Consider the following 22,852-nt stretch of genomic DNA (forward strand, 5'->3'; position numbering starts at 1 on the left):
CGATATTTTGTTAATTCATATAGAAGAATAAAATAATTCTAATAATAAATATTTAGATTAGAATTTAAGTCATGTCTATTAAGTATCTACTAGGAAGGTATTGCAGATGAAAGTTTTTTTTAGAAATATTTTTTTTAGGAATCTGGTGTTGTCTAGTTTCTTTGATGATTTAGGATCAACTATTTATAATCTTGTTTTTGTAGTTTTTGCAGCAAGTATGGCGAATAGTAAATTGGCAGTTGGTGTAGCGAGTTTTATACAATATATTCCAACGATTTTTGCTCTTCTTATTGCAATGCAGGCTGACAAAACAAAGAATAAGAAATTGTGGTTGCTATTATTAGGATATATACAAGCAGTATTATTTATTATGGTTGCGTTCTTATCGAAAGAAAATTCATGGCTAGTTTTCTCAATTGTATGTTTCATTAATATCCTATCAGATTGTATTGCAGAGTACAGAAGAGGACTAGTATTACCTATGTTTCAGTCTCACATTCCCGAAGAAGAGCTGATGGAAGCGTACTCTTTTGATCAAGTAATTAGTCAAATAACTTTGATTTCTGGTCAAACTTTGGGAGTTTGGTTACTAACGATTTCTCATAATAATTTCTTCTTTTTAGCTACAATAAATGCTATAAGTTTCTTATTATCATCGATGGTGTTGCTTAAAATTCAAAGACAATTGACACATCCAGAAGTTAATTATTCACCAGAAAATGGGTTTATCTCACAAATTAAGAACCTTTACAAAAATAGTAAAAGTATATTTAAATATCAAGAGAAAGTACGTTTTGGTCTAATGATTTTTTCAATTTTAGGATTAAATTCGCTAGGCGGTGCTATTTTAATAATGTACAATTTGAAATTTACAGAAATAACTCCCTTTGGTTTATCTTTTGCTCAGTCGGTGTTTTTACTTCAAACAATATTATTTGTTTCAGCCCTAATTGGTGGAATGACCCCTAATGATTATTTTTCTAAGCTTTCACTTATTAAAATACTTCAAATAGATAGTGGATTATTAATTTTAATAGGAATATGTGGTTGGATAAATGGTTTGGAAATTATTTCCTTTAGTGTGTTGGCATTCATGATGTATCTTAGTAGTAAGGTAAATCCCAAATTAAATAGTCTATTAATGGCAAAACTTCCACCGGAAATTCTTGCACAAACTAGTAGTTTTTTTAAGGTTATATCAGTATTATCAATGCCATTAGCAACTATTTTGTTTACAAGTTTATCCATTTGGAACTTTCAGTTTGCTTGGGGTGCATTCTTATTATTATCTATTGTGGTATTTGTACTTTCCTTATTTTCTAATAAATCGGTTACTAGTGACTAAGATTAGTTTGCAAGATTTAAATGTTGAATAAAAAGGTACGTGTGTTTGATTTTTCTAAATTTTGAAAACAAGAGAAAACTGCTGAAAGCGTTTGAAATCATTCTTAAAATCAAGTATAATAAAACTAATAAAAGCATAGGAGAACTTGTTATGGCTGTTAAAGATTTTATGACACGTAAAGTGGTTTACATTAGTCCAGATACTACAATTGCCCACGCGGCAGATTTGATGCGCGAACAAGGTTTGCACCGTTTGCCGGTCATTGAAAATGATCAATTAGTTGGCTTGGTGACAGAAGGAACGATTGCAGAAGCAAGTCCATCTAAAGCAACCAGCTTGTCGATTTATGAAATGAACTATCTCTTGAACAAAACCAAGGTCAAAGATGTGATGCTTCGCGATGTCATTACCGTCTCAAAATTTGCAAGCTTAGAAGATGCGACCTACCTCATGTATAAGAACAAGGTGGGAATTCTTCCAGTCGTGGACAATGACCAAGTATCCGGTGTCATCACTGACCGTGATATTTTCCGTGCCTTCCTTGAAGTGTCCGGTTATGGAGAAGAAGGAGTCCGTGTACGCTTTGTGACGGAAGATAAGGTTGGCGTTCTAGAACAAATCATTCACTTGATTGTAGAAGAAGGGTATAACATCGCAAATACAGTCAATATCCCAACCAAAGACGATCGTGTCGTCATCGAAGTTCAAATTGATGGGGTGACAGATCTAGAAGTTATCCGTACTAAATTTGAAGCCAACGGTTTGAAAGTAGATGAAATTACTCGAACAACCGCAAAAGTTATCTAATAAAAAATCAGACTGGATGATCATCCAGTCTGATTTTTTATTAACGAGTAATGGGTTGTTTTTCTTTATCTAACGTGAAGCCTTCGCCTAGGATTTCATGGGCTTCGGAAATCGTAATAAAGGCGAATGGATCAATACGATTGATGATGTCTTTCATTTGTTTCATCTCATTCCGCGAAACGACACAGTAGACGATATCCAGGTCCTTACGGCTGTAATAGCCCATCCCACGGATAAAGGTAATCCCGCGACCCAAATCGTCAGATACCTTTTGGGCAATTTCTTCTGGTTTGGATGTAACGATGAGGAAGCCTTTCCCAGCAAAACCACCTTCTCCAATTAAGTCGATCACAAGGGTGTCAATCAGGATGAAGAAGAGAGTATACATGGCGGTACGGACATCTTGGAAGACTACGACAACAGTTGTCAGAACAATGGCATCTACAATCAACATGAGTTTTCCCATACTGAGGGAAGTGTATTTATTAAAGATGCGAGCGAGGATATCTGTTCCTCCGGTAGTTCCACCAGCATTGAAGATGATCCCTAGTCCTAAACCAAGCACGACCCCTGAGGCAATACAGGCAAGAAGGATATCTCCTTTAAAGGCCTCAAAAATAAAGTGGTGGTGGCGGTGGCTGAGAGGCATGGCTTCAAAGAGCGCCATCCAAGCTGAAACCGAGAAGGTCCCCAGTAAGCTGAGATAAAGAGATTTCTTCCCCAGAAGTTTCCATGCGAGAACAAAGAGGGGAATATTGATCAGTAAGTTCATGATGGATACAGGAATTTTGAAAAGGTAATAGGTAATCAAGGTAATCCCTGTTGCTCCTCCTTCATAAAAGTGAAAGGGAATGACCAAAAAATAGATCCCAAATGAAAAAATGCCGGCCCCAAAAATGATAGCCAGAATATCTTTAAATTTAAACATGATAGGTTGTCTCCTAAAACTTTATAAGAATATTGTAACAAAAAAGTGAAAAAATGAAAATGACTTTGAAAAATTTTCTCTCCTAAAATACAAGATTTTTACCCTTATTTTTGGTAAAATAAAAAGAAGAAAAACAGAAAGAGGATACTATGGTAAACGGTACATTAATTTCATTTGAAGGTCCAGAAGGAGCGGGAAAATCATCGGTCCTAGAAGCCATTTTGCCTCTACTTGAAGAAAAAGAAATTCCTTTTATTACAACCCGTGAACCAGGTGGTGTCGACATTGCTGAAAAGATCCGCCAAGTCATTTTGGATCCAGACCATACTAGTATGGATGCCAAGACCGAGTTGTTGCTCTATATTGCTAGTCGCCGGCAGCATTTGGTGGAACGTGTCTTGCCAGCCCTTGCAGCTGGGAAGGTTGTCTTGATGGACCGCTTTATTGACAGCTCGGTGGCTTATCAAGGGTATGGTCGCGGTCTGAGTGTGGAAGATATCGAGTGGCTCAATCAATTCGCGACAGATGGTCTTAAGCCAGACCTAACCCTTTACTTTGATCTGGATGTCGAAGAAGGGCTCGCACGAATTGCGAAAAACCAAGAGCGGGAAGTCAATCGTTTGGATTTGGAAGGATTGGAGCTTCACCAAAAAGTCAGACAAGGTTATTTGGCCTTGTATGAAAAGGAACCAGAGCGCATCGTGAAAATCGATGCCAGTCAATCTTTTGAAGCAGTCTTTACGGATGTCTTGGCTGTTTTAGAAAATCACTTGGGGACATTGAAATGAATCTAGAAGAGATCCAACAGCTCCAGCCAGAATTGGTGGAGCGCTTCACCCAGATCCTAGAATACAAACAGCTCAGTCATGCTTATCTTTTTACAGGTTCTTTTGCCAGTTTTGAGATGGCCCTCTTGCTAGCTCAAAGTCAGTTTTGTGAAGATTTGCAAGGAGTCTGGCCTTGTGGCAAATGCAGGTCCTGTCGCTTGATTGCTGAAGAAGAATTCTCAGACGTGAAGATCGTGCGTCCAGTCAACCAGATCATAAAGACTGATCGTATTCGCTCGCTGGTTCAAGACTTTTCTCAATCCGGATTTGAAGGAAGCCGGCAGGTCTTTATCGTCCAAGATGCGGACAAGATGCACACCAATGCAGCGAATTCTCTCTTAAAGGTTATGGAAGAGCCCCAGAGTGAGATCTATCTCTTCTTGTTGACATCCGATGAAAACTTGATTTTACCGACCATCAAGAGTCGGGCCCAGCAGGTCCATTTTCCCAAAAAGCAAGCCTACCTTACCGAACGTCTAGAAAAAGAAGGTTTGATTAAATCGCAGGCAAGTCTAGTAGCTCGATTTAGTTTTAGTCTTGAAGAGGCAGAGCAGCAAAAAAAGAATGCTACTTTTTTTGAGTTGGCTAAAGTTTGTAATCAGTTCATCGAACGTTGTCACTCCAATTTGAATGGCGCCTATTTGGAAGTGACTCGATTGGTGAGCTTAGCAGATGATAAGGAAAAACAAAGCCAAGCCTTTCGATTGATGGAGTTGTCTTTAGAAGAGCAGTTGCGCTTGAGCAGATCCCAGCAGTTGCTGGAAAAATTGAGTCTTGCTCGCACTATGTGGAAGGCCAATGTTTCTTTTCAAAATGCTCTAGAATATATGGTTTTGAGCTTAGAAAGTTAAGGAGTCAGAATGAATAAAAAAGAATTATTTGATGCTTTAGACGGCTTTTCTCAGAATTTGTTGGTCACCTTGGCTGAAGTTGAAGCCATCAAGAAAAATTTGAAACAAGTCATTGAAGAAAATACAGCTCTTCGCTTAGAAAATGATAAATTGAGAGAGCGTTTGGGGGAAGTTGAGAAGACCGCATCCGCAAAGTCACAACACCATGGTCGTGAAAATTTGCAACGAATTTACAACGACGGCTTTCATATTTGCACCTATTCCTATGGTCAACGCCGTGAGAACGATGAAGAGTGTATGTTTTGTGACGAGTTGTTATTTAGGGAGTAAGCATGCAGATCCAACGAAGTTTTAAAGGGGAAAAGAAAACAGGGGTCCTTTACCTAGTCCCAACACCGATCGGCAATCGTGAAGATATGAGTTACCGCATGGTCCAGACCTTAAAGGATGTGGACTTGATCGCAGCTGAGGATACCAGAAATACAGGTCTCTTGCTCAAGCATTTTGAGATTAGGACTCCCCAGACTAGCTTTCATGAGCACAATGCCCAGGAGAAAATTCCAGATCTGATCGCCCATTTAGAATCTGGAAAAGATTTGGCGCAGGTCTCAGATGCAGGACTCCCAAGTATCTCTGACCCTGGTCATGATTTGGTCAAGGCAGCGATTGAACGCGAGATTCCTGTCGTAGCTGTTCCTGGTCCAAGTGCAGGGATTACTGGCTTGATTGCCAGTGGCCTAGCACCTCAACCCCATATTTTTTACGGATTTCTGCCTCGCAAAGAGGGGCAACAAAAGGCCTTTTTCCAAGAAAAAGTGGCCTATCCGGAGACACAGATCTTTTATGAGTCTCCCCATCGGGTGAAGGCGACCTTAGAGAATATGTTGGCTGTCTATGGGGATCGTCCGGTTGTCTTGGTTCGTGAATTGACCAAGATCTACGAAGAATATACTCGTGGCAGTATTTCTGAGTTAGTCGCATTTCTTGAAGAAAATCCCCTCAAAGGGGAATGCCTCTTGATCGTCGAAGGAGCCAAGGAAGAAGAGCTAGACCTAGAAGAGGTCGACTTGATCCAAGAGATCGATACCTTGGTCCAAGAGGGGATGAAGAAAAATCAAGCAATTAAACAGATCGCCAAACAATACGGCCTGCAAAAGAGTGAGCTCTATGCTCGTTACCATCAAGAGTAGGAAAGGTTGGAAGCAGGATGGAAATTAGAATGGCTTATCCCAACGAAATCAAGCGAATTATGGAAATCATCCAAGATGCCAAGGAAAGCCTGGCTCAAAGACAGGTCGACCAGTGGCAGGATGGTTATCCAGATGAAGAGATCATTTTTGAGGATATTCTAGAAAGTCGTGGCTATGTGGCCGTTGAAGATCAGGAAGTCGTCGCCTATGCTGCCGTCCACAAGGGAAATGAAGCGGCCTATAATGAGATTTACGATGGCAAGTGGGAACATGATAACTATATGTATATCACTTTTCACCGTGTCGCTGTAGCCAAAGAGGCTGCTGGCAAAGGGGTGGCTCAGACCTTCCTTCAAGGCTTGATTGAAGGAGAAAAAGGTCCGGATTTCCGTTGCGATACCCACCCAGATAATCTGGTCATGCAACATTTGCTTGAAAAATTAGGCTATCATTATTGTGGAAAGGTCCCGATTGATGGTGTCCGTCTGGCTTATCAAAAGATCAAGCGAAAAGCAGAAACCAGTTTATTTCAAGTTGTTTCAGAAGAGGATCGATGGGACCATAGAGCAGAGGCTGCCTACAATGACTCTCTATCTTAAACAATTGTATGAAAGCCCTATGGGGCTTCTTTCGATCATTGTCAGCGAGGAAGGTCTTGTAGAACTTGATTTTTATGATCCAAAAGAGTCTGTACTAGATCCTGAAGGGACACTAGAGCAAGTTCATCCCTACCATGAACAGGTGAAAGAGTGGTTGGACCACTATTTTGCGGGGGATCCCATTGCCATCAGCTTTCCATTAGCGCTAAAAGGAACAGCCTTTCAAGAGCGGGTATGGCAGTTATTGCGAGAGATCCCATATGGTGAGACCAAGACCTATGGCCAGCTTGCCCAGGATCTTTCTTGTGGTTCAGCCCAGGCCGTAGGACAGGCTGTTGGACGCAATCCCTTGACGATCTTAGTCCCTTGTCACCGCGTGATGGGAAAAAATGGAGAATTGACAGGCTATGCGTCTGGACTCGATCGTAAACGCTGGCTCTTACAACACGAAGGAATTACCTGGAAGGAGAAATGAAATCGATGTATACCTTTATTGAATATCCAAAATGTTCGACTTGTCGAAAGGCTAAATCAGAATTGGACGGTCTCCAATGTGAGTTTCAGAGCCAAAATATTGTAACCGAAACACCGACTAGTCAAGAATTGCAAGACTGGATGGCAGCGTCTGGCCTACCGATCAAATCTTTCTTTAATACCAGCGGGATGAAATACCGGGAACTTGGCTTGAAAGATAAGGTGGATCAACTGACAATAGAAGAAGCAGCGGATCTTTTGGCTAGCGACGGTATGCTGATCAAGCGCCCCCTACTTGTCAAAGACGGAAAAGTGGTTCAAGTGGGCTACCGGAAACCATACGCAGATTTAGATTTGTAAATGAAAAGGGAGTTGGAGGCACTGCACCCCAATAATGTGACAAGAGAAAAAACCTCTTATGCGACCAGTTTTCTGTATTCTACAGGAGACTGGTCATTTAATTTCTGTTGAATTCTAGTTTCATTATAAAATATGATATAATTTTTGACAATTTCTGTTATACTATCTTTAGTTAAGTTTCTCCATTTATGGAGATAGAAAGTTTCATACTTGAGAACAGAATGGAACCATTCGATACGGGCATTATCTGCTGGCGTTCCTTTTCGGGACATAGGGCGGATGATGCCTTTTTCTATACAAGGCTGATAGTAGGCTTTTGAGGTGTAGACAGATCCTTGGTCGCTGTGTAAAAGTGCTCCTTGAGGTAGCTCAAGTTGATGAAGTGTGTCGAGCACAAAGTCCGTATCTTGGCACTCGGAGATGGTATAAGCTACTATTTTACAATTATAGAGATCCATGATCGAAGATAGATAAAGTCTACAGTTTCCAAAGTTGAGGTAGGTGATGTCTGTGACAAGCTTCTCCATAGGCTTGTCTGCCTGAAAATCACGATTCAGCTTATTGTCTGTTACATGGTAAGGCTTCCCTAATTTAGGTCCCTTCTTGGGACGGACACGGCAAAGGCAGCCCTTTTCCTTCATGATACGATAGACCTTCTTGCGATTAACGACGAGGTTATACACTTTCTTTAGTAAGCGAGTGATGGTTCGATAGCCGTAAATAAAGCGATTTGCCATACAGAGTTGTTCGATTTTATCTGCTATTTCGTCTCTTTTCTGAGAATTCTTACACTCCTGTTTCCAGCGATAAAAGGTGGAGCGTTTGACGCCGAAACACTCTAAAACAATAGATACAGGACATGTTTTCTTATACTCTTCCACTAGCTTGATAAGACTTACTTTGTCGATTCTCTTATCAAGCTCTGATACTTTTTTAGTAATTCCACCTGCAAATGTAACTGTTCCACTTCAGATAATTGTTTCATTCCTTTACTATAAGTATATTGTTTCCCCACAGGTTGGTGGAAACGGTACAATTCATCATTCTGATACCATTGCCACCAGGTTTTCAACTGAGTAGCATTTTTGATACCGAGGGTATCCATGATAACCTTATTTGATTTACCTTCCTTCTTCATTTCGATACAGGCTAGCTTAGTTTCTACCGAATATGCTTTTTTGACCATAACAAAACACTCCTGTTTCTAGTTTTTCCAGATTTCAACAGGAGTGTTTTCTTGTGTCTCGTTTTATGGGTGCAGTGCCAAAGTTTGATTTTTTCTGTCTAACTTTTGGGGTGCAGTACAATCAGTTGCTTTTTTGGGGGGCCAAGAGATTATTGTCCCAGACTCTTTTATAAAACTATTTGCTTAGTTCTCTGATTTTTTACTTTTTTTGAAAAGTGAAATACCAAAGATTCCAGCTAAAATAGCAAGAAGATTCATAGCTAATGGCGAATCAGAAGCTCCTGTATTTGGCAACTGAGCTTTTTTTGGAGCTGATTTTTGCTCAGTAGATTGAACGTTTTCTGGTTGAACAGGTTTTGGAGCTGGCTCTGGATCCGGGGTTGGTTTTGGATCTGGTGTTGGTTTTGGATCCGGAGTTGGCTCTGGATTTGGAGTTGGTTTTGGATCTGGTGTTGGTTTTGGATCCGGAGTTGGCTCTGGATTTGGAGTTGGTTTTGGATCTGGTGTTGGTTTTGGATCCGGAGTTGGCTCTGGATTTGGAGTTGGTTTTGGATCCGGAGTTGGTTTTGGATCCGGAGTTGGTTTTGGATCTGGTTCTTTCTCATACTCATAGATAACATGAGTTGTTCCTTCTTTTAATTGACCTGTTTCTGGTGCAGAAGTTGAAGAAATACCAACTAGATTATATTTTTGACCATTTACAGTGATAGAAGACGGACGCTCATCTGCGTTTTCAGCAGCATTATAGGTTACAAGATTTCCATCAGATCCATAAATAGAAGTTAATGGTGTGTCTTTATATGTTTCCTTGATAGACTCATTTGTTCCCTTGATCACATAATCCACCACTACATCTCCATAGTGAAGCGTAGAAACATCCTGGTCAGCCATATCTTCAAATTCTGAAGCATAGTATTTAACAGCAGGATTGTATTTCAAAGTAAAAATTTTAACATAATTAAAGAAGGTCTCAGGATTAATATTGGTATCATGCGGAATGGTAGTCCAGTCGCCATTGTTAGGTGTGATATAAGTACTTGGGTTTGCAACAGACTTAATCAGATGATCGTTTTTCACATAACTATCATCGATTAAAGCTGGATTTTCTAAGCCACCAAAACTTTGATTACCATCACTACCTAAAAATCCAACTGTATGATTATGATATTCCTGAAGACTTTGAGAGCCTTCTTCGTAGGAACCACCACCTTCTTGACTAGATTTCCAATCCATACGGGCATCGAGAGGGAGATATTTTATTTTCTTTGCTTCTTCTAGAGGAATCGTGATACTTACCCTAACTGCCTGACTTTTAGTAAACAAAGTATAAATAGTGTATGTTGTAACTTTATCAAACTCGATTCCAACGAGTCCAGGGCTCCCCTCATATCCTACTACGAAAGGTGTTCTTCCTGCTGCCAATTCTTCTGCTCTAGGTATAACAGTAGGATATGGTCTATTCTCATCATCATAATTGATTTTTTTCATTGGAGCATTTACAGAGACGGGATTTTCTTTTTTATCTCGAGTTCCTACTAAGGTGAAATCAACTTTAGCATTTGGTATATTTGGAAAGCGAATTTGAAGGTCACTTACTGACTGTCCATGATCACTTGAACTCATGGCTTTATATACTACAGTGTAATTGTAGATTACACTTTTACCATCTTCACTAAAATGTGCTGGAAGTCCTTCAACATTGACGTAACCACCTTCATCAATGATATTGCTACCATCTCGTTCGTAACTAACGCCTGGGGCAGAGCCTGTTGAAGTACCAGGAGGAATGGTTGAATCTTCTTTTCCGCCAGATGTAGCTTCGCTATTAGTTGTAATCTCTTCAGCTTTAGGTGAGGAAGCATTGGCATCCTCTTCGTCTGATTTTAGTGAAGTGTCACTAGTAGTGTCCGATTCAACCCTATTATCTGCTGAAGAAGTGTTCTCAGCATCAGTTGAATTAGTAATACCTAGTGACACTGAAACATTTTCTGGTTCGCTATTAGTTTCATCAGCTTGAACTACTGACTGTGAAACCAAAGTTAGAACAAATACAGACATTGTAATGATGCCAAATTTAGTGAGTTTTTTCATACACTTTTTCTCCTTATATGAAAGGGATCATGTATAAGCAAAATCCTATTCATTGATATTATTTTCACATACATTGTACTATGTAAACGCTTAGTTTGCAAACAATTACCTAATAAATTAAGAAATTTTTCATATTTAATTGAAAAAACGTAAAATTCACCAATAATCTATCATAAAATATAGAAAAAAGCGAATTAAGACTCTTTTATTCAATATTTTCTTTTAATTTCTCAACAAAGAGATAGGCTACTGGACAGGTTAAAGTGTTTTTGATCATCAGATTATTAATTTGATAGATTTTTTAACGATCTGTATGTGAGAACTCATGACAGGATTTGGAACGGATATCATAGATAGATCTGAGATTGTCACCTCCTAAAAATGGACAGGGCATAGATTTGAAGATCTTATTCCCATCCTCGTCTACCTGCAAAAACTCTGCTTCTTTGTCACGGTGGAAAGTTTCGGTATATTCTTAATGACATTTAAAAGTTAGATCTTATTTTGATTTGTTTACAAATTGCTTAACATATTTTACTTAAAAATTAATTTGTCTAAGCTCTAAAGGAGTTGAAGTCCCTTTAATTTTTGCCTTGAAGATGATATAATCATACGAGTGAAATCAATGAAAGAGAGTGTATCATGAGTATTTTAGAGGTGAAAAATTTAAGCCACGGCTTTGGAGACCGGGCTATTTTTGAGGATGTGTCCTTCCGTTTGTTAAAGGGAGAGCATATCGGTCTTGTCGGAGCTAATGGTGAGGGGAAATCGACCTTCATGAGTATCGTGACAGGGAAGATGTTACCTGATGAAGGAAAGGTGGAGTGGTCTAAGTATGTAACAGCCGGCTACCTGGACCAGCATGCTGTCCTAAAAGAAGGGCAAACAGTGCGTGATGTCTTGCGGACAGCTTTTGATGACTTATTCACAGCGGAAGCTCGGATCAATGACCTCTATATGGCCATGGCAGAAGAGGGAGCTGATGTCGATGCTCTGATGGAAGAGGTTGGAGAACTCCAGGAACGTTTAGAAAGTCGTGATTTTTATACCTTGGATGCTAAGATTGATGAGGTGGCGCGTGCTCTTGGCGTTATGGACTTTGGCATGGATACGGATGTCACAGCCCTTTCAGGTGGCCAACGGACCAAGGTTCTCTTGGCCAAACTCTTGCTAGAAAAACCAGATATCTTGCTGCTAGACGAGCCAACCAACTACTTGGATGCAGAGCACATCGATTGGCTCAAGCGCTATTTACAAAATTATGAAAATGCCTTTGTCCTCATTTCCCACGATATTCCCTTCTTGAACGATGTGATCAATATCGTCTACCATGTGGAAAATCAGCAGTTGACTCGCTATTCAGGAGACTACTACCAATTCCTTGAAGTCTATGAAATGAAGAAATCGCAATTAGAGGCTGCTTATGAGCGCCAACAAAAAGAGATTGCTGATTTGAAAGATTTCGTCGCCCGCAATAAGGCGCGTGTGGCTACACGGAATATGGCCATGTCTCGTCAGAAAAAGCTGGACAAGATGGAGCTCATTGAGTTGCAAAGTGAGAAACCAAAGCCATCCTTTAACTTTAAAAATGCCCGTACTCCAGGACGCTTTATCTTCCAGGCCAAGGATCTCCAGATTGGGTATGACCGTCCTTTGACCAAGCCTTTGAACCTAACGTTTGAGCGCAATCAAAAGGTAGCCATCATCGGTGCCAACGGGATCGGGAAAACCACTCTCTTGAAGAGCTTGCTAGGAATCATTCCACCGATCGCTGGCGAAGTAGAACGTGGAGATTACCTTGAACTTGGCTATTTCGAGCAAGAGGTCGAAGGAGGCAATCGTCAGACACCGCTTGAAGCAGTCTGGAATGCCTTTCCAGCTCTCAACCAAGCAGAAGTCCGTGCTGCCCTTGCCCGCTGTGGGTTGACCACCAAGCATATCGAGAGCCAAATCCAGGTCTTATCCGGTGGAGAGCAAGCCAAAGTACGTTTCTGTCTCTTGATGAACCGTGAAAACAATGTCTTGGTCTTGGACGAACCAACCAACCACTTGGATGTGGATGCCAAAGAAGAGTTGAAGCGAGCTCTGAAAGAGTACAAGGGATCTATTCTCATGGTTTGCCACGAGCCAGATTTCTATGAAGGCTGGATGGATCAAATCTGGGACTTTAATGAATTAACCTAAACACAAAAAGAGAACCGCGCGGTTCTCTTTTCATTACTTCTTGAAATTATAGTCTTTTAAGATCTCGATTTTCTCGATCTTGATGTCTGTTTTTGGTTTGTCCTTATCATCGGTTTCGGCAGATGCAATTTTATCGACGACATCCATGCCATCGATGACTTGTCCAAAGACAGTGTAGTTGCCACCATCAAGGGTTGGATTTCCACCATTTTTATAAGCATCGATGATCTTAGCTGGGAAGCGGTCAGTCGGGAGCTTGCTAGAAATATCTTCCTTATTTTGGTTGATATAGAATTGACTACCATTGGTATTTGGACCAGAATTGGCCATGGCTAGGGCTCCACGAAGGTTGTAAAGGTATGGAGAATACTCATTCTCAAAACCAGTACCTGAATCTTTGGATTTGTCTTTGCCCTTCCAGATAGATTCGCCACCAGTACCATCTCCTTTAGGGTCCCCAGTTTGGATCATAAAGTTGTTAATGACACGATGGAAAAGTAAGCCATTGTAGTAGCCTTCTTTTGCGTGGGTCAAGAAGTTTTCAACTGCAAGTGGGGCATATTTAGGGAAGAGCTTCACAGTGATGTCGCCTTCAGTCGTTGTGATTTTAACCTCCGCTTCGTCTTCAGCCACTTCATTTGAGAGTTGTGGGAAGACAGCATTGTCATTGGTCATAGCATCGTTAAAATCTTTGCGCAGTTGTTCTAATTTCTTTTGTTCTTCTTCATTAGAGCTAGAAGTTGATGTCTGTTCGGTCTTTTCTTTGCTTGAGCTTGAAGAGCTAGAATCTTTCTTATTTGTTGTACAAGCTGTCAAAGCCAAACCGGAAACTAATAGTAGTGCAATTAATTTTTTCATAATCTTCCTTTCCAACATAGTTGTCTTTTTCTATTGTACCTTAATTTTACGATACTTTCAAATCTGGATAAAGTTTTAAGTAAAAACACTTTCTTAAAAATTTTCAACAAATTCGCTTACGAAAAAAATTTTTTTATGATAGACTAATCCAAGTTTGAAAAAAAGAGAAGAAAATGCCTAGAAATTTTAAAGAAGCATTAATTTTTACAACTATGATGTGTGGAATGATGGTCCTCGGGATGTCCATTTGGAACCTTGTTTTGGTTGACCAATTTAGTTGGAGCCATTTGGCAATGGGCTACCTGCCTGGTTTTGTGACCGCTTTTTTATTGGATGTTTTGATTGTGGGACCACTTGTCAAAGTGGTAGCATTCAAATTTTTGAAAGATCATCATAAGCGCTGGCAAAAGATTGTTACTATTTCAGGGGGAATGGCTCTGCTCATGGTGACCTTTATGTCATTGTACGGGTTACTCTATAACCACGTTCCCATTTCGCTTACGACCTATCTTGGGGCATGGGGAAGCAACTTTATCATGGCGCTACCCTTGAATTTCCTCATTGTTGGACCGATTGCACGCTTTATTCTTGGACGTTTGCAAAAACCATTTCCAAGAGAAGAGAAGGTGGAAGATTTTGAGGACGATGAAGAGATTCCAACCATCATTTAAAAGATGACAGTAAGTAGCTTTCTGAATGACAGGTAGATTTTTGAAATTTCCAGAAAACAGATACGCACATTTCCAAATTCCTGTATAATAGGATAACGACAGGAGATTGATCATCAAAAAATGAAATCATCACATTTTGCGAGAGCCCTTTGGTATGGTATCCTAGGTGCTCTCTTTTTTGCATTTACCTTTATTTTTAATCGAAGCATGAACCTGGCAGGTGGTTCTTGGATGTGGAGTGCTAGTTTGTGCTACCTTTTTAGTTTGCCCATGATGGCTGTTTTAGTCTGGCAGAAAGGCGAGTCGAAAGGAGTTTTATCATAGATTGCACGAGCCCCGTGGACTTGGTTGCTCTTATCCGTCCTTGCAGGACTTGATACAGACTTGCCATCTGGTGGGCAAATGCTCCAATCCTTGATCGTAGCTGTATTTTCAGGAGTCATCGCAACCATGCTCTTTTTCGAAGCAACCAACTTGGTGAAACACAACCATCAGCAGTTAGCTGTTGTTGAAGCTACCCAGGCCGGCGAGGTCCTCTTCACACTATCTGGAGGCTGTCTTTTTCTAGGAGATCAGATCCCAACCTCACAAGGATTTTTAGGTGTCTTCATTGTGATCGTCGGTATAATGGGAAATAGTCTGCTGACTTCTTTAGAATAGACAGTGGTAAAAAAGTTGAACTTAAAAGATAATATTGCGGTTCAGCATATCAATGCTAACACCACATGGTGTTTTCTTTTTGGACTAAATCACTAATTAAGAAGGAAGTTGCGTAGAGATAGAAAATCCGGTATGATGGGAGATAAGTTGTTTTGTTGGAAAATGAACGAATTACCTCAAAAATCGTATCATGAATGGGAGGTTACGAATTGGATTATAAAGCACTACGCAAAAACTATAGACTCTATATTAGATCTGCTGGCTTGTTGGCAATGCTTCTGATTATTTGTATTAGGTTCGTGGTCAGAGATACTCTTCTTCAGACTGCTGGTCTCTTATTGGTCCTTGCAGGCTTGTTTTTATTCATCCAATGGATCAAGAAGAGCTACACTAACAAGTGCAACACCTTGCTGCATGTAGACTTAGATTTAGCTTTTTGGCGGCAATACCTTCAGTTGAACAAGAATGTGAAAAAGCCCATTTTACAGATAGATATGAAGCTAACATCGGTCGCCTATTCTTTTATGATAGGAGATTTTGATACTGTCATCAAAGAATCTAGAGAAGCACTCAGTCAAACGGAACTACCACAGAAATATAAGAATTTTTTTGAGAGTTATCTGCTTCGTTCAATCGTCCTGACAGATCCTGCTTTATCCAAAGAAGAGCTAGAGGCTCAGTTAAATGGATTGACTATCACAGACCCTACACTAGCTGAGAAAACGAAGAAGGTCTGTCTCGCTCTTTATGATTTAACCATTGAGCACCAAAGCAATGATTATTTCGAAGGCTTAAGCAATGACTTCAAGTACCAACAGTTGGAAATTATCTACTACCAAGCCTTGAATGCTAGTCTTAAAGGAGATACAGATAGAGCAAGTGAGCTCTTTCGCAAGTTAGTCTCAGAAGATGAATCGCTCTATATCGTTCGGAAGGCTAAACAATACCTGGAAGATGAAGAAAATCATCTGTAAATCGATAATCGAAATAGAGATTAATCGGAAGTACCTGAGACCAAAGGAGTTAATGGAAGGTAAAAATGAAGAAATCGATCTTTGAAGCAAATTTTTATGAGAGCCGTCGTTTGCGTCACGATGGCTTTATCGATTATATGGTCAAGGACACCAATAGTCGCAAAATCTACACAAAGCCATTTAGTATTGCTAGGAAACTATTTTCATTTTTGGGGATATTATTCATGTTTGGATTTTCTGCATTAATGGAGTCGCAAATTCATCATCTTGATCCTGATACACCATTTGAAACCTGGGGAATCAATTTCTATCCACTTTGGCTGTTTTTCTTGTGCTGTTTTTTGTGGTTTCTTGCTTGCAGAAAAAATCTGCGTAGAAAATATGATGCAAAGATTCCTTATGCTAGTATCTTGAATTCGAATCTGTATCTGATTTGGTTGGTACTTGTCTTAAATCTGTTTTTTATCACAGTTATAGGTAGATACCTTACGATTTTGGGATTGTTACTATTCTATGTTCTTACCGGAATCATATTGTTTATGATTATTCAATCTAGAATGAAATCGCTAAAAACTCGTCTTTATGGAGTGCAGGATAGTAGTGTAACTGCTAGACAGAAAAAGTTTATAGAAGTCATTACTGGACTAGGTGGGATAATTATAGTAGGTTGGTTAGCTCTGAAATTTCTTTTCCCCCAAGTTGGGGAAGTGAAAGCTGATTTTTTAGGAACCATATCATTTATAGGAATGGTATTTTTTGGAAATATTATCACTTTAGGTATGTTAGTAGTGATGCTGTTACCATATTCACTGTACGGATACTACCGAAACAAGTATTCAGAAGAGTATCGAGAGTTCGAAGGAAAATCGCTGGAAGAATGGTATGGAATTAAATACCTGAAAAAACACAAGGAGTTATTAAATAATGAATAAGAATTTTAACGAGATGTCGTTTGATGAATTGAAATGTTACCGTAGAGAAGGTCTATGGAGATCTTTGGGCTTATTACTGGTCATTATTTTAGTGATTACGGGTATGGTCCTGATGGAAGTGAACCATGTTTCTCCATCGAATCAGAATCGTTTTCGAGTTATTGGTTTGACCACGGTCATTGCGCTCTTTGCCTACCTGATGCCTCTGATGGCAGCAAATCGTGTGATGCGAGACCATCCGGATTGGGTCAAGAAATCAGGTATTGGAGCGAAAATTCCTTTGCCAATGGCCTGGCATGTCAAAAGACTGTGTGTCCTTGGAGCAAGTCTTCTGGTGATTGGAGGAGGATTTGCTTCGTCATTCAAACCACAAGTCCAGAACACAAATGTACAAGATCAAATCGATATCATTCAAATGGATAACGAATTGGAAAGAGAGCAAAAAGTCGATCAAGTTCTAGATACCATAACACCGGAGGATAAAAAATCTGAGTAAGATCCATTTTGGAATTTGAACATCATTGAATATCGTTCTAAACAGCTCTAAAGAACAGTGCCCACTCGGTGCTGTTTTTCTGCTTTCTGCTACAAATTTGTGTAAGTGATTTTACTAGAGAACTAGCTTGGAAATGTGATATAATAAAGGTTATGGCAAACAATAATCAATCAAAAAAAACACGGTCGACAAGACGACTGTCCAAAGCAGAATTAGAAAGAAAAAAAGCAATTCATCGTATGATTGCGACCATTCTGATTAGTCTGGTCTTAATTTTTGCGGCCTTGAAATTGGGAGCAGTAGGGGTCTTGGCCTACAATTTGATCCGACTCTTTGTTGGGAGTTTGGCTTACTTGGCTATTTTAGCGACCTTTTTCTACCTTTATGCCTTTAAATGGCTGGACAAACACGAAGGGGTGATTTCAGGATTCCTAAGCTTCTTTGCAGGGGTTCTCCTGATGTTTCAGGCTTTCTTTGTATCCTCCCTTCATTTAGACAATAATGGAATCAAGGTCACTTTTTCAAGAATCATGGCAGACTTGATTCATCTGCGGGTGGAGAGTTTTGCCGGTGGTGGTATGATCGGTGCCCTTCTTTATGCTCCGATTTCCTTCCTGTTTTCAAATATTGGTTCTTATTTTATCGGTCTTCTCTTTATCGGATTAGGGATCCTCTTGATGAGCCCTTACTCCATCTATGATTTGTTTGAAAAGGGGTCCGAAGCCTTCCATGCTTCTATGGAAAAACGCAAAGAGCGTCGCGAGCAGAAATTCCTTGAAAAAGAAGCAAGAGTTGCCGAGGAGGCTGCTGCAGCTGAAAGAGAGCAAGAAGAAGCAAGAGCTGTTCTTCCAACTCCCCTTTCTATGGAAGGGCACCCTGTAGATCCTGAAACAGGAGAAGTGTTGGCGGAAGAGCCGTTTACAGAGTCCTTCCCAGAAGCTGAGATTGTTGCACCAGCAACACCAGAAATCTACCTGCCAGATGAAGAGTGGCCGGAAGAGCCTGAAGAATATGAAGAGCTTCCGGTAGCCGAAGAATTCGAAGACGATGGGGAGGAAGTTCAGGTGGACTTCACGCCTAAGGAACTCCTTCAGTACAAACTCCCAACGATTGATCTCTTTGCGCCTGATAAGCCCAAAAATCAATCCAAAGAGAGAAATATCGTTCGCCAGAATATCCGCATTCTGGAAGAAACCTTTGCAAGCTTTAACATCAAGGCGACAGTGGAGCGGGCGGAAATCGGTCCTTCTGTCACCAAGTATGAAGTCAAGCCGGCTGTCGGTGTGCGGGTCAACCGCATCTCCAACCTAGCAGATGATTTAGCCTTGGCCCTAGCAGCCAAGGATGTGCGGATTGAAGCACCGATTCCAGGGAAGTCTCTGGTCGGAATTGAAGTGCCCAACTCAGAAATTGCGACGGTCTCCTTCCGTGAATTGTGGGAGCAGTCCAAAATAGACCCAGCCAAACTCCTTGAGATTCCTCTTGGGAAGGCCGTAGATGGTTCAGCGCGGACCTTTGATTTGGCTCGGATGCCCCACCTCTTGGTAGCAGGGTCTACCGGATCTGGTAAGTCAGTAGCGGTTAATGGGATCATTTCGAGTATCTTGATGAAGGCCCGTCCAGATGAAGTCAAATTTATGATGGTCGATCCAAAGATGGTGGAGCTTTCTGTCTATAATGATATTCCTCACCTCTTGATTCCAGTTGTGACCAACCCACGCAAGGCCAGTCGGGCCCTACAAAAGGTTGTCGATGAGATGGAAAATCGCTACGAACTCTTCTCGAAAGTAGGCGCTCGCAATATTGCTGGCTTTAATGCCAAGGTTGCGGAGTACAATACCCAGTCTGAGATGAAGCAAGTACCACTTCCATTGATTGTGGTCATTGTCGATGAGTTGGCAGACTTGATGATGGTGGCAAGTAAAGAAGTGGAAGATGCTATTATTCGTCTTGGACAGAAGGCGCGAGCGGCAGGGATCCACATGATCCTTGCGACCCAACGGCCATCAGTTGATGTTATTTCAGGTTTGATCAAGGCCAATGTACCTTCCCGTGTCGCTTTTGCGGTATCATCTGGGACCGACTCACGGACCATCTTGGATGAAAATGGGGCGGAGAAATTGCTCGGTCGTGGGGACATGCTCTTTAAACCGATCGATGAAAACCACCCGATTCGTCTGCAAGGATCCTTTATCTCAGATGACGATGTGGAGCGGATTGTCAACTTTGTTAAGGAGCAGGCAGAAGCCGATTATGATGATGCCTTTGATCCAGGCGAAGTATCCGAATCGGACTTTGACGGAGGCATGGGTGGCTCTGATGAAGGCGATCCTCTCTTTGAAGAGGCCAAGGCGCTCGTGGTTGAAACTCAAAAAGCCAGTGCTTCGATGATTCAGCGCCGCTTATCCGTTGGCTTTAACCGAGCGACTCGCCTCATGGAAGAGTTGGAAGCAGCCGGTGTGATTGGACCTGCTGAAGGAACCAAGCCTCGGAAAGTATTGCAACAATCATAAGGATAGGGAAAAAGGGGGCTTGTCCCACTCCCTTTTCTTTTTATAGAAAATAGAAAGTAGGACCAGATGAAGTTAGACATGATTCATCATATTGCCATCATTGGACGGGATCGCGATGCCATGTTGCATTTCTATGTGGACCAGTTGGGCTTTGCGATTGTCAGTGAATATGACCGTCCTGAACGCGGAGATATCTTGATCAATCTCCGTCAGGGCCAGCTGACTTTAGAACTCTTTATCAAACCGACGGCCCCAGAACGGCCTAAGCTTCCCTTGCCCGAGCATGCGGGACTGCGTCATCTAGCCTTTAAAGTGGAAGATGTCGAGGCGTATCTAGCTAGATTGGATCAGCTAGGTATTGAAAATACAGGCCTTCGCTATGATGACTTTGATGGTAAGAAAATGGCATTTTTCTTCGATCCAGAAGGATTGCCCTTGGAAATACATGAGTGAGGAAAGCAATGGTTAGATTAGAAGGACTCAGTCAGGAAGAAGTAGCGAAAAAAATCCAAGAGGGCAAGCAAAATAAGGTCACAATCAAGACAGAAAAAAGCCTAGGACAGATCATTCGAGACAATGTCTTTACCTACTTTAATCTGATATTTTTGATTTTGGCTATTTTGCTGGTAGCAGTGAAGTCTTGGAACAATCTCTTGTTTGTCCCGATTGTCGTGGTCAACTCCTTAGTTGGAATTGTGCAGGAAGTCCGCTCTAGACGGATCTTGCGTCAGATGCAATTTCTACACATAAGTGAGGCGATCGTTCTTCGTGAAGGAAAAGAAGTCGCTCTACCTATCGACCAGCTGGTGGAGGGCGATCTCGTTCGCTTTCAAGCTGGAGACCAGATCTATGCGGATGGGATTTTGCTGGAGGGCGAGCTAAAAGTCGATGAATCGCAATTGACAGGTGAAGCTGATGAGGTCAAAAAAGGAGCGCAAGACGCACTCATGTCAGGTAGTTTTGTGATCGCTGGTCAAGGACTGGCGCGATTGAAAAAAGTGGGGAATGACTCCTACATCAACCAATTGAGCTTGGAAGCCAAGCAGGTCAAGTCCCATGAGGAATCTGATATGGTTCATGCGGTTAACCGCATCGTAGGGATCATTGGTCTCCTTATCATTCCGCTAGGTTCCCTCCTTTTTCTTCGTAGCTATATCAGCCTAGGCGATAGCCTCAAGCTCAGTGTGACTTCAACAGTCGGAGCCTTGATCGGGATGATTCCAGAAGGTTTGTACCTCTTGATGACCTTGGCGCTGGCTCTGGGAGCTGTCAGATTGGCCAAGGAAAAGGTTCTGCTCAATAGCATGAAGGGGATTGAGACCTTATCGCGCGTGGATGTCCTTTGTGTCGATAAGACAGGGACTATTACAGAGCCTGGTATGGAAGTGACAGAGATTCGTCCGGCAAAAGACGCTCAAGACTTGGAAGCTCTAGCTCAGTATGTAGAAGCTAGTATGGATCAAAACGATACCATGGATGCGATCCGAAAATTCCACAAGAGGCTAGTCAGCCGTCCTTGGAAGCCTCTTGAAATACTGCCCTTTACGTCCAAGAAAAAGTATGGGGCCATTGCCTTTGAATCGGGGATCTATGTATTAGGCGCTCCAGAATTTGTTTTACGAGAGAGCTTCTCTGAGCTTGAAAAAGAGATCGCCCCTGCTACGCAGGCAGGTAATCGGGTCTTGGCCTTTGGAAAATATAGGGGAGAAGACCTTAGAGAGACGTTAGAGGCTCCTGTAGATTTGGTAGCCTGGATTATTCTCTCCAATCCTTTAAGAAAAAATGCCAAAGAAACATTTGCCTACTTTAAAGAACAAGGTGTAACCATTAAGGTCATTTCAGGGGACAACCCTGCTACCGTCTCAGCTATTGCACAAAAAGCAGGCATTGAAGGAGCAGAAGATCTGATCGATGCCAGAACCTTGCAGACGGAAGAAGACTTGCACCAAGCGGCGAGCCAGTATACAGTCTTTGGTCGGGTGACCCCAGAGCAAAAGAAAAGCCTTGTAGAAGGCTTGCAGGCAAAAGGACACAAGGTCGCTATGACTGGAGATGGGGTCAATGATATTCTGGCCCTCAAAACAGCGGATTGTAGTATAGCGATGGAATCTGGAAATGATGCGACCAAAAAGATGGCGCAAGTGGTCTTACTGGATTCTGACTTTGGGAAGATGCCGTCTATCGTGGCAGAAGGTCGTCGGGTGGTCAATAACATTCAACGATCAGCTAGTCTCTTTTTGATCAAGAATATCTTCTCCATTTTGTTGGCTATCTCAGTGACGCTCTTAGCCTTTACCTATCCAATCATGCCGTCGCAGATGTCTTTGATCAGTGGTTTTACAATTGGGATTCCAGGATTCTTCCTAGCGCTTGAGCCCAATAGCGAGCGCATCAAAGGACGCTTTATCGAAACGGTCTTTAAAAATGCACTGCCTGCAGCCTTGACGGATTTTATACTGATCTTTAGTCTGGTTTTGCTCTCTTCAGCATTTGGTATGAAATCGGAAGAGCTCTCGAGTGCAGCTATCTGCTTGATGGCCTTCGTCGGCTTTACCATCATCTATCAAGAATCCCAGCCTCTCAATCACTACAAGAGACTGGTTCTCCTAGGAAATATCCTAGCCTTCTTGGTTTCAAGTAGTATCCTAGGGAAATTCTTTAACATGAGCCCCTTGAGGCTTCAAACGCTGCTTATCTGCGCCATCATGGCAGTTCTCGCTCTCGTCCTGATTCAACTATTCAAGAAGGTAGTGGGCTGGTTCTTTCATCGGAAGAAATAAAAGAAAGAGAGTGGGACAGAAATCGGAAATTCGTTAGAATTCGATTTCGTCGTCCCACCTCCGCACAGTTGAGTAGGGCTGTAAAAGCTGATGAAATCAGCGTAGTAGAGCCCACTCAATCACTGC

General features: G+C 41.5%; 21 protein-coding genes and 2 pseudogenes. 18 read left to right on the forward strand and 5 right to left on the reverse strand.

Annotated elements, in window-relative coordinates; genetic code table 11:
* The first annotated feature begins 106 nt into the window (after nucleotides 1–106).
* Nucleotides 107–1,345, forward strand: coding sequence for an MFS transporter permease (locus ACVC7Q_RS00170; protein WP_447264367.1), 1,239 nt, complete (start codon nucleotides 107–109; stop codon nucleotides 1,343–1,345).
* A 150-nt stretch (nucleotides 1,346–1,495) separates the two neighbouring features.
* Nucleotides 1,496–2,152, forward strand: a complete 657-nt coding sequence (locus tag ACVC7Q_RS00175) for a CBS domain-containing protein (protein WP_447264368.1) — start codon at nucleotides 1,496–1,498, stop codon at nucleotides 2,150–2,152.
* Nucleotides 2,153–2,192: 40 nt separating this feature from the next.
* On the opposite strand, the gene ACVC7Q_RS00180 is transcribed toward ACVC7Q_RS00175, so the two are convergent.
* Nucleotides 2,193–3,080 (reverse strand): YitT family protein, encoded by an 888-nt coding sequence (locus ACVC7Q_RS00180; protein WP_447264369.1) that lies wholly within the window; start codon nucleotides 3,078–3,080, stop codon nucleotides 2,193–2,195.
* Nucleotides 3,081–3,229: 149 nt separating this feature from the next.
* On the opposite strand from ACVC7Q_RS00180, the gene tmk reads away from it, so the two are divergent.
* Genes tmk through ACVC7Q_RS00215 form a run of 7 tightly spaced genes read left to right on the forward strand, consistent with a single transcriptional unit; the run spans nucleotide 3,230 to nucleotide 7,381 of the window.
* Complete coding sequence (gene tmk, locus ACVC7Q_RS00185) at nucleotides 3,230–3,868, forward strand: dTMP kinase (RefSeq protein ID WP_447264370.1); 639 nt, start codon at nucleotides 3,230–3,232, stop codon at nucleotides 3,866–3,868.
* Complete coding sequence (locus ACVC7Q_RS00190; RefSeq protein WP_447264371.1) at nucleotides 3,865–4,758, forward strand: DNA polymerase III subunit delta'; 894 nt, start codon at nucleotides 3,865–3,867, stop codon at nucleotides 4,756–4,758. The genes tmk and ACVC7Q_RS00190 overlap by 4 nt, the downstream gene beginning before the upstream one ends.
* Before the next feature lie 9 nt (nucleotides 4,759–4,767).
* Complete coding sequence (gene yabA / locus ACVC7Q_RS00195) at nucleotides 4,768–5,088, forward strand: DNA replication initiation control protein YabA (protein WP_014713697.1); 321 nt, start codon at nucleotides 4,768–4,770, stop codon at nucleotides 5,086–5,088.
* A 2-nt stretch (nucleotides 5,089–5,090) separates the two neighbouring features.
* Nucleotides 5,091–5,948, forward strand: a complete 858-nt coding sequence (gene rsmI / locus ACVC7Q_RS00200; protein ID WP_447264372.1) for a 16S rRNA (cytidine(1402)-2'-O)-methyltransferase — start codon at nucleotides 5,091–5,093, stop codon at nucleotides 5,946–5,948.
* Nucleotides 5,949–5,965: 17 nt separating this feature from the next.
* Nucleotides 5,966–6,547, forward strand: coding sequence for an N-acetyltransferase family protein (locus ACVC7Q_RS00205; RefSeq protein WP_447264373.1), 582 nt, complete (start codon nucleotides 5,966–5,968; stop codon nucleotides 6,545–6,547).
* Entirely contained in the window at nucleotides 6,531–7,022 is a 492-nt protein-coding gene (locus ACVC7Q_RS00210; protein WP_447264374.1) for a methylated-DNA--[protein]-cysteine S-methyltransferase, read from the forward strand. Before ACVC7Q_RS00205 ends, ACVC7Q_RS00210 begins: the two co-directional genes overlap by 17 nt.
* Before the next feature lie 5 nt (nucleotides 7,023–7,027).
* Nucleotides 7,028–7,381: an arsenate reductase family protein gene (locus tag ACVC7Q_RS00215; RefSeq protein WP_070595289.1), complete on the forward strand. Its 354-nt coding sequence runs from the start codon at nucleotides 7,028–7,030 to the stop codon at nucleotides 7,379–7,381.
* 56 nt (nucleotides 7,382–7,437) lie between these two features.
* Here ACVC7Q_RS00215 and ACVC7Q_RS00220 read toward each other — a convergent pair.
* The 3 genes and pseudogenes from ACVC7Q_RS00220 to ACVC7Q_RS00230 all read right to left on the reverse strand — a co-directional run.
* Nucleotides 7,438–8,567, reverse strand: a protein-coding gene (locus ACVC7Q_RS00220; RefSeq protein ID WP_447264375.1) for an IS3 family transposase whose coding sequence is annotated in 2 segments (ribosomal slippage) — nucleotides 7,438–8,297 and nucleotides 8,297–8,567 — 1,131 coding nt in all. Because the reading frame shifts where the segments join, the coding sequence is not laid out codon by codon here.
* 183 nt (nucleotides 8,568–8,750) lie between these two features.
* Entirely contained in the window at nucleotides 8,751–10,658 is a 1,908-nt protein-coding gene (locus tag ACVC7Q_RS00225) for an LPXTG cell wall anchor domain-containing protein (RefSeq protein WP_447264376.1), read from the reverse strand.
* A 205-nt stretch (nucleotides 10,659–10,863) separates the two neighbouring features.
* Nucleotides 10,864–11,094: pseudogene (locus ACVC7Q_RS00230) on the reverse strand (YkgJ family cysteine cluster protein); the annotation flags it as partial.
* 206 nt (nucleotides 11,095–11,300) lie between these two features.
* On the opposite strand from ACVC7Q_RS00230, the gene ACVC7Q_RS00235 reads away from it, so the two are divergent.
* Nucleotides 11,301–12,842 carry an ABC-F family ATP-binding cassette domain-containing protein gene (locus ACVC7Q_RS00235; RefSeq protein ID WP_447264377.1) on the forward strand — a complete coding sequence of 514 codons (1,542 nt, stop codon included), beginning with the start codon at nucleotides 11,301–11,303 and terminating at the stop codon, nucleotides 12,840–12,842.
* Between the two features lie 33 nt (nucleotides 12,843–12,875).
* On the opposite strand, the gene ACVC7Q_RS00240 is transcribed toward ACVC7Q_RS00235, so the two are convergent.
* On the reverse strand, nucleotides 12,876–13,700 hold the full coding sequence (locus ACVC7Q_RS00240; RefSeq protein ID WP_447264378.1) for a peptidylprolyl isomerase: 825 nt from the start codon (nucleotides 13,698–13,700) through the stop codon (nucleotides 12,876–12,878).
* A 455-nt stretch (nucleotides 13,701–14,155) separates the two neighbouring features.
* Here ACVC7Q_RS00240 and ACVC7Q_RS00245 point away from each other — a divergent pair, with 455 nt between their 5' ends.
* The 8 genes and pseudogenes from ACVC7Q_RS00245 to ACVC7Q_RS00280 all read left to right on the forward strand — a co-directional run bounded on the left by ACVC7Q_RS00245 (nucleotide 14,156) and on the right by ACVC7Q_RS00280 (nucleotide 22,726).
* A complete protein-coding gene (locus ACVC7Q_RS00245; RefSeq protein ID WP_447265023.1) occupies nucleotides 14,156–14,371 on the forward strand; it encodes a hypothetical protein in 216 nt (71 codons plus the stop codon).
* Nucleotides 14,372–14,719: 348 nt separating this feature from the next.
* A complete protein-coding gene (locus ACVC7Q_RS00250; RefSeq protein WP_447264379.1) occupies nucleotides 14,720–15,031 on the forward strand; it encodes a multidrug resistance efflux transporter family protein in 312 nt (103 codons plus the stop codon).
* Nucleotides 15,032–15,330: 299 nt separating this feature from the next.
* Entirely contained in the window at nucleotides 15,331–16,005 is a 675-nt protein-coding gene (locus ACVC7Q_RS00255; protein ID WP_447264380.1) for a hypothetical protein, read from the forward strand.
* A 65-nt stretch (nucleotides 16,006–16,070) separates the two neighbouring features.
* Nucleotides 16,071–16,937, forward strand: coding sequence for a hypothetical protein (locus ACVC7Q_RS00260; protein WP_447264381.1), 867 nt, complete (start codon nucleotides 16,071–16,073; stop codon nucleotides 16,935–16,937).
* On the forward strand, nucleotides 16,930–17,433 hold the full coding sequence (locus ACVC7Q_RS00265) for a hypothetical protein (protein WP_447264382.1): 504 nt from the start codon (nucleotides 16,930–16,932) through the stop codon (nucleotides 17,431–17,433). Before ACVC7Q_RS00260 ends, ACVC7Q_RS00265 begins: the two co-directional genes overlap by 8 nt.
* A 1,058-nt stretch (nucleotides 17,434–18,491) precedes the next feature.
* Nucleotides 18,492–19,946, forward strand: a pseudogene (locus ACVC7Q_RS00270) (DNA translocase FtsK); the annotation flags it as partial.
* Between the two features lie 66 nt (nucleotides 19,947–20,012).
* A complete protein-coding gene (gene gloA2, locus ACVC7Q_RS00275; RefSeq protein WP_070665448.1) occupies nucleotides 20,013–20,399 on the forward strand; it encodes an SMU1112c/YaeR family gloxylase I-like metalloprotein in 387 nt (128 codons plus the stop codon).
* Nucleotides 20,400–20,407: 8 nt separating this feature from the next.
* Complete coding sequence (locus ACVC7Q_RS00280; protein WP_447264383.1) at nucleotides 20,408–22,726, forward strand: HAD-IC family P-type ATPase; 2,319 nt, start codon at nucleotides 20,408–20,410, stop codon at nucleotides 22,724–22,726.
* Nucleotides 22,727–22,852: the final 126 nt, after the last annotated feature.

Source organism: Streptococcus sp. W151 (genome assembly GCF_053010205.1).

Coding starts and splice junctions, on each gene's coding strand:
- ACVC7Q_RS00170 (WP_447264367.1), top strand. CDS start 107: ATGAAAGTTTTTTTTAGAAATATTTTTTTTAGGAATCTGGTGTTGTCT.
- ACVC7Q_RS00175 (WP_447264368.1), top strand. CDS start 1,496: ATGGCTGTTAAAGATTTTATGACACGTAAAGTGGTTTACATTAGTCCA.
- ACVC7Q_RS00180 (WP_447264369.1), bottom strand. CDS start 3,080: ATGTTTAAATTTAAAGATATTCTGGCTATCATTTTTGGGGCCGGCATT.
- tmk (WP_447264370.1), top strand. CDS start 3,230: ATGGTAAACGGTACATTAATTTCATTTGAAGGTCCAGAAGGAGCGGGA.
- ACVC7Q_RS00190 (WP_447264371.1), top strand. CDS start 3,865: ATGAATCTAGAAGAGATCCAACAGCTCCAGCCAGAATTGGTGGAGCGC.
- yabA (WP_014713697.1), top strand. CDS start 4,768: ATGAATAAAAAAGAATTATTTGATGCTTTAGACGGCTTTTCTCAGAAT.
- rsmI (WP_447264372.1), top strand. CDS start 5,091: ATGCAGATCCAACGAAGTTTTAAAGGGGAAAAGAAAACAGGGGTCCTT.
- ACVC7Q_RS00205 (WP_447264373.1), top strand. CDS start 5,966: ATGGAAATTAGAATGGCTTATCCCAACGAAATCAAGCGAATTATGGAA.
- ACVC7Q_RS00210 (WP_447264374.1), top strand. CDS start 6,531: ATGACTCTCTATCTTAAACAATTGTATGAAAGCCCTATGGGGCTTCTT.
- ACVC7Q_RS00215 (WP_070595289.1), top strand. CDS start 7,028: ATGTATACCTTTATTGAATATCCAAAATGTTCGACTTGTCGAAAGGCT.
- ACVC7Q_RS00225 (WP_447264376.1), bottom strand. CDS start 10,658: ATGAAAAAACTCACTAAATTTGGCATCATTACAATGTCTGTATTTGTT.
- ACVC7Q_RS00235 (WP_447264377.1), top strand. CDS start 11,301: ATGAGTATTTTAGAGGTGAAAAATTTAAGCCACGGCTTTGGAGACCGG.
- ACVC7Q_RS00240 (WP_447264378.1), bottom strand. CDS start 13,700: ATGAAAAAATTAATTGCACTACTATTAGTTTCCGGTTTGGCTTTGACA.
- ACVC7Q_RS00245 (WP_447265023.1), top strand. CDS start 14,156: ATGTCATTGTACGGGTTACTCTATAACCACGTTCCCATTTCGCTTACG.
- ACVC7Q_RS00260 (WP_447264381.1), top strand. CDS start 16,071: ATGAAGAAATCGATCTTTGAAGCAAATTTTTATGAGAGCCGTCGTTTG.
- ACVC7Q_RS00265 (WP_447264382.1), top strand. CDS start 16,930: ATGAATAAGAATTTTAACGAGATGTCGTTTGATGAATTGAAATGTTAC.
- gloA2 (WP_070665448.1), top strand. CDS start 20,013: ATGAAGTTAGACATGATTCATCATATTGCCATCATTGGACGGGATCGC.
- ACVC7Q_RS00280 (WP_447264383.1), top strand. CDS start 20,408: ATGGTTAGATTAGAAGGACTCAGTCAGGAAGAAGTAGCGAAAAAAATC.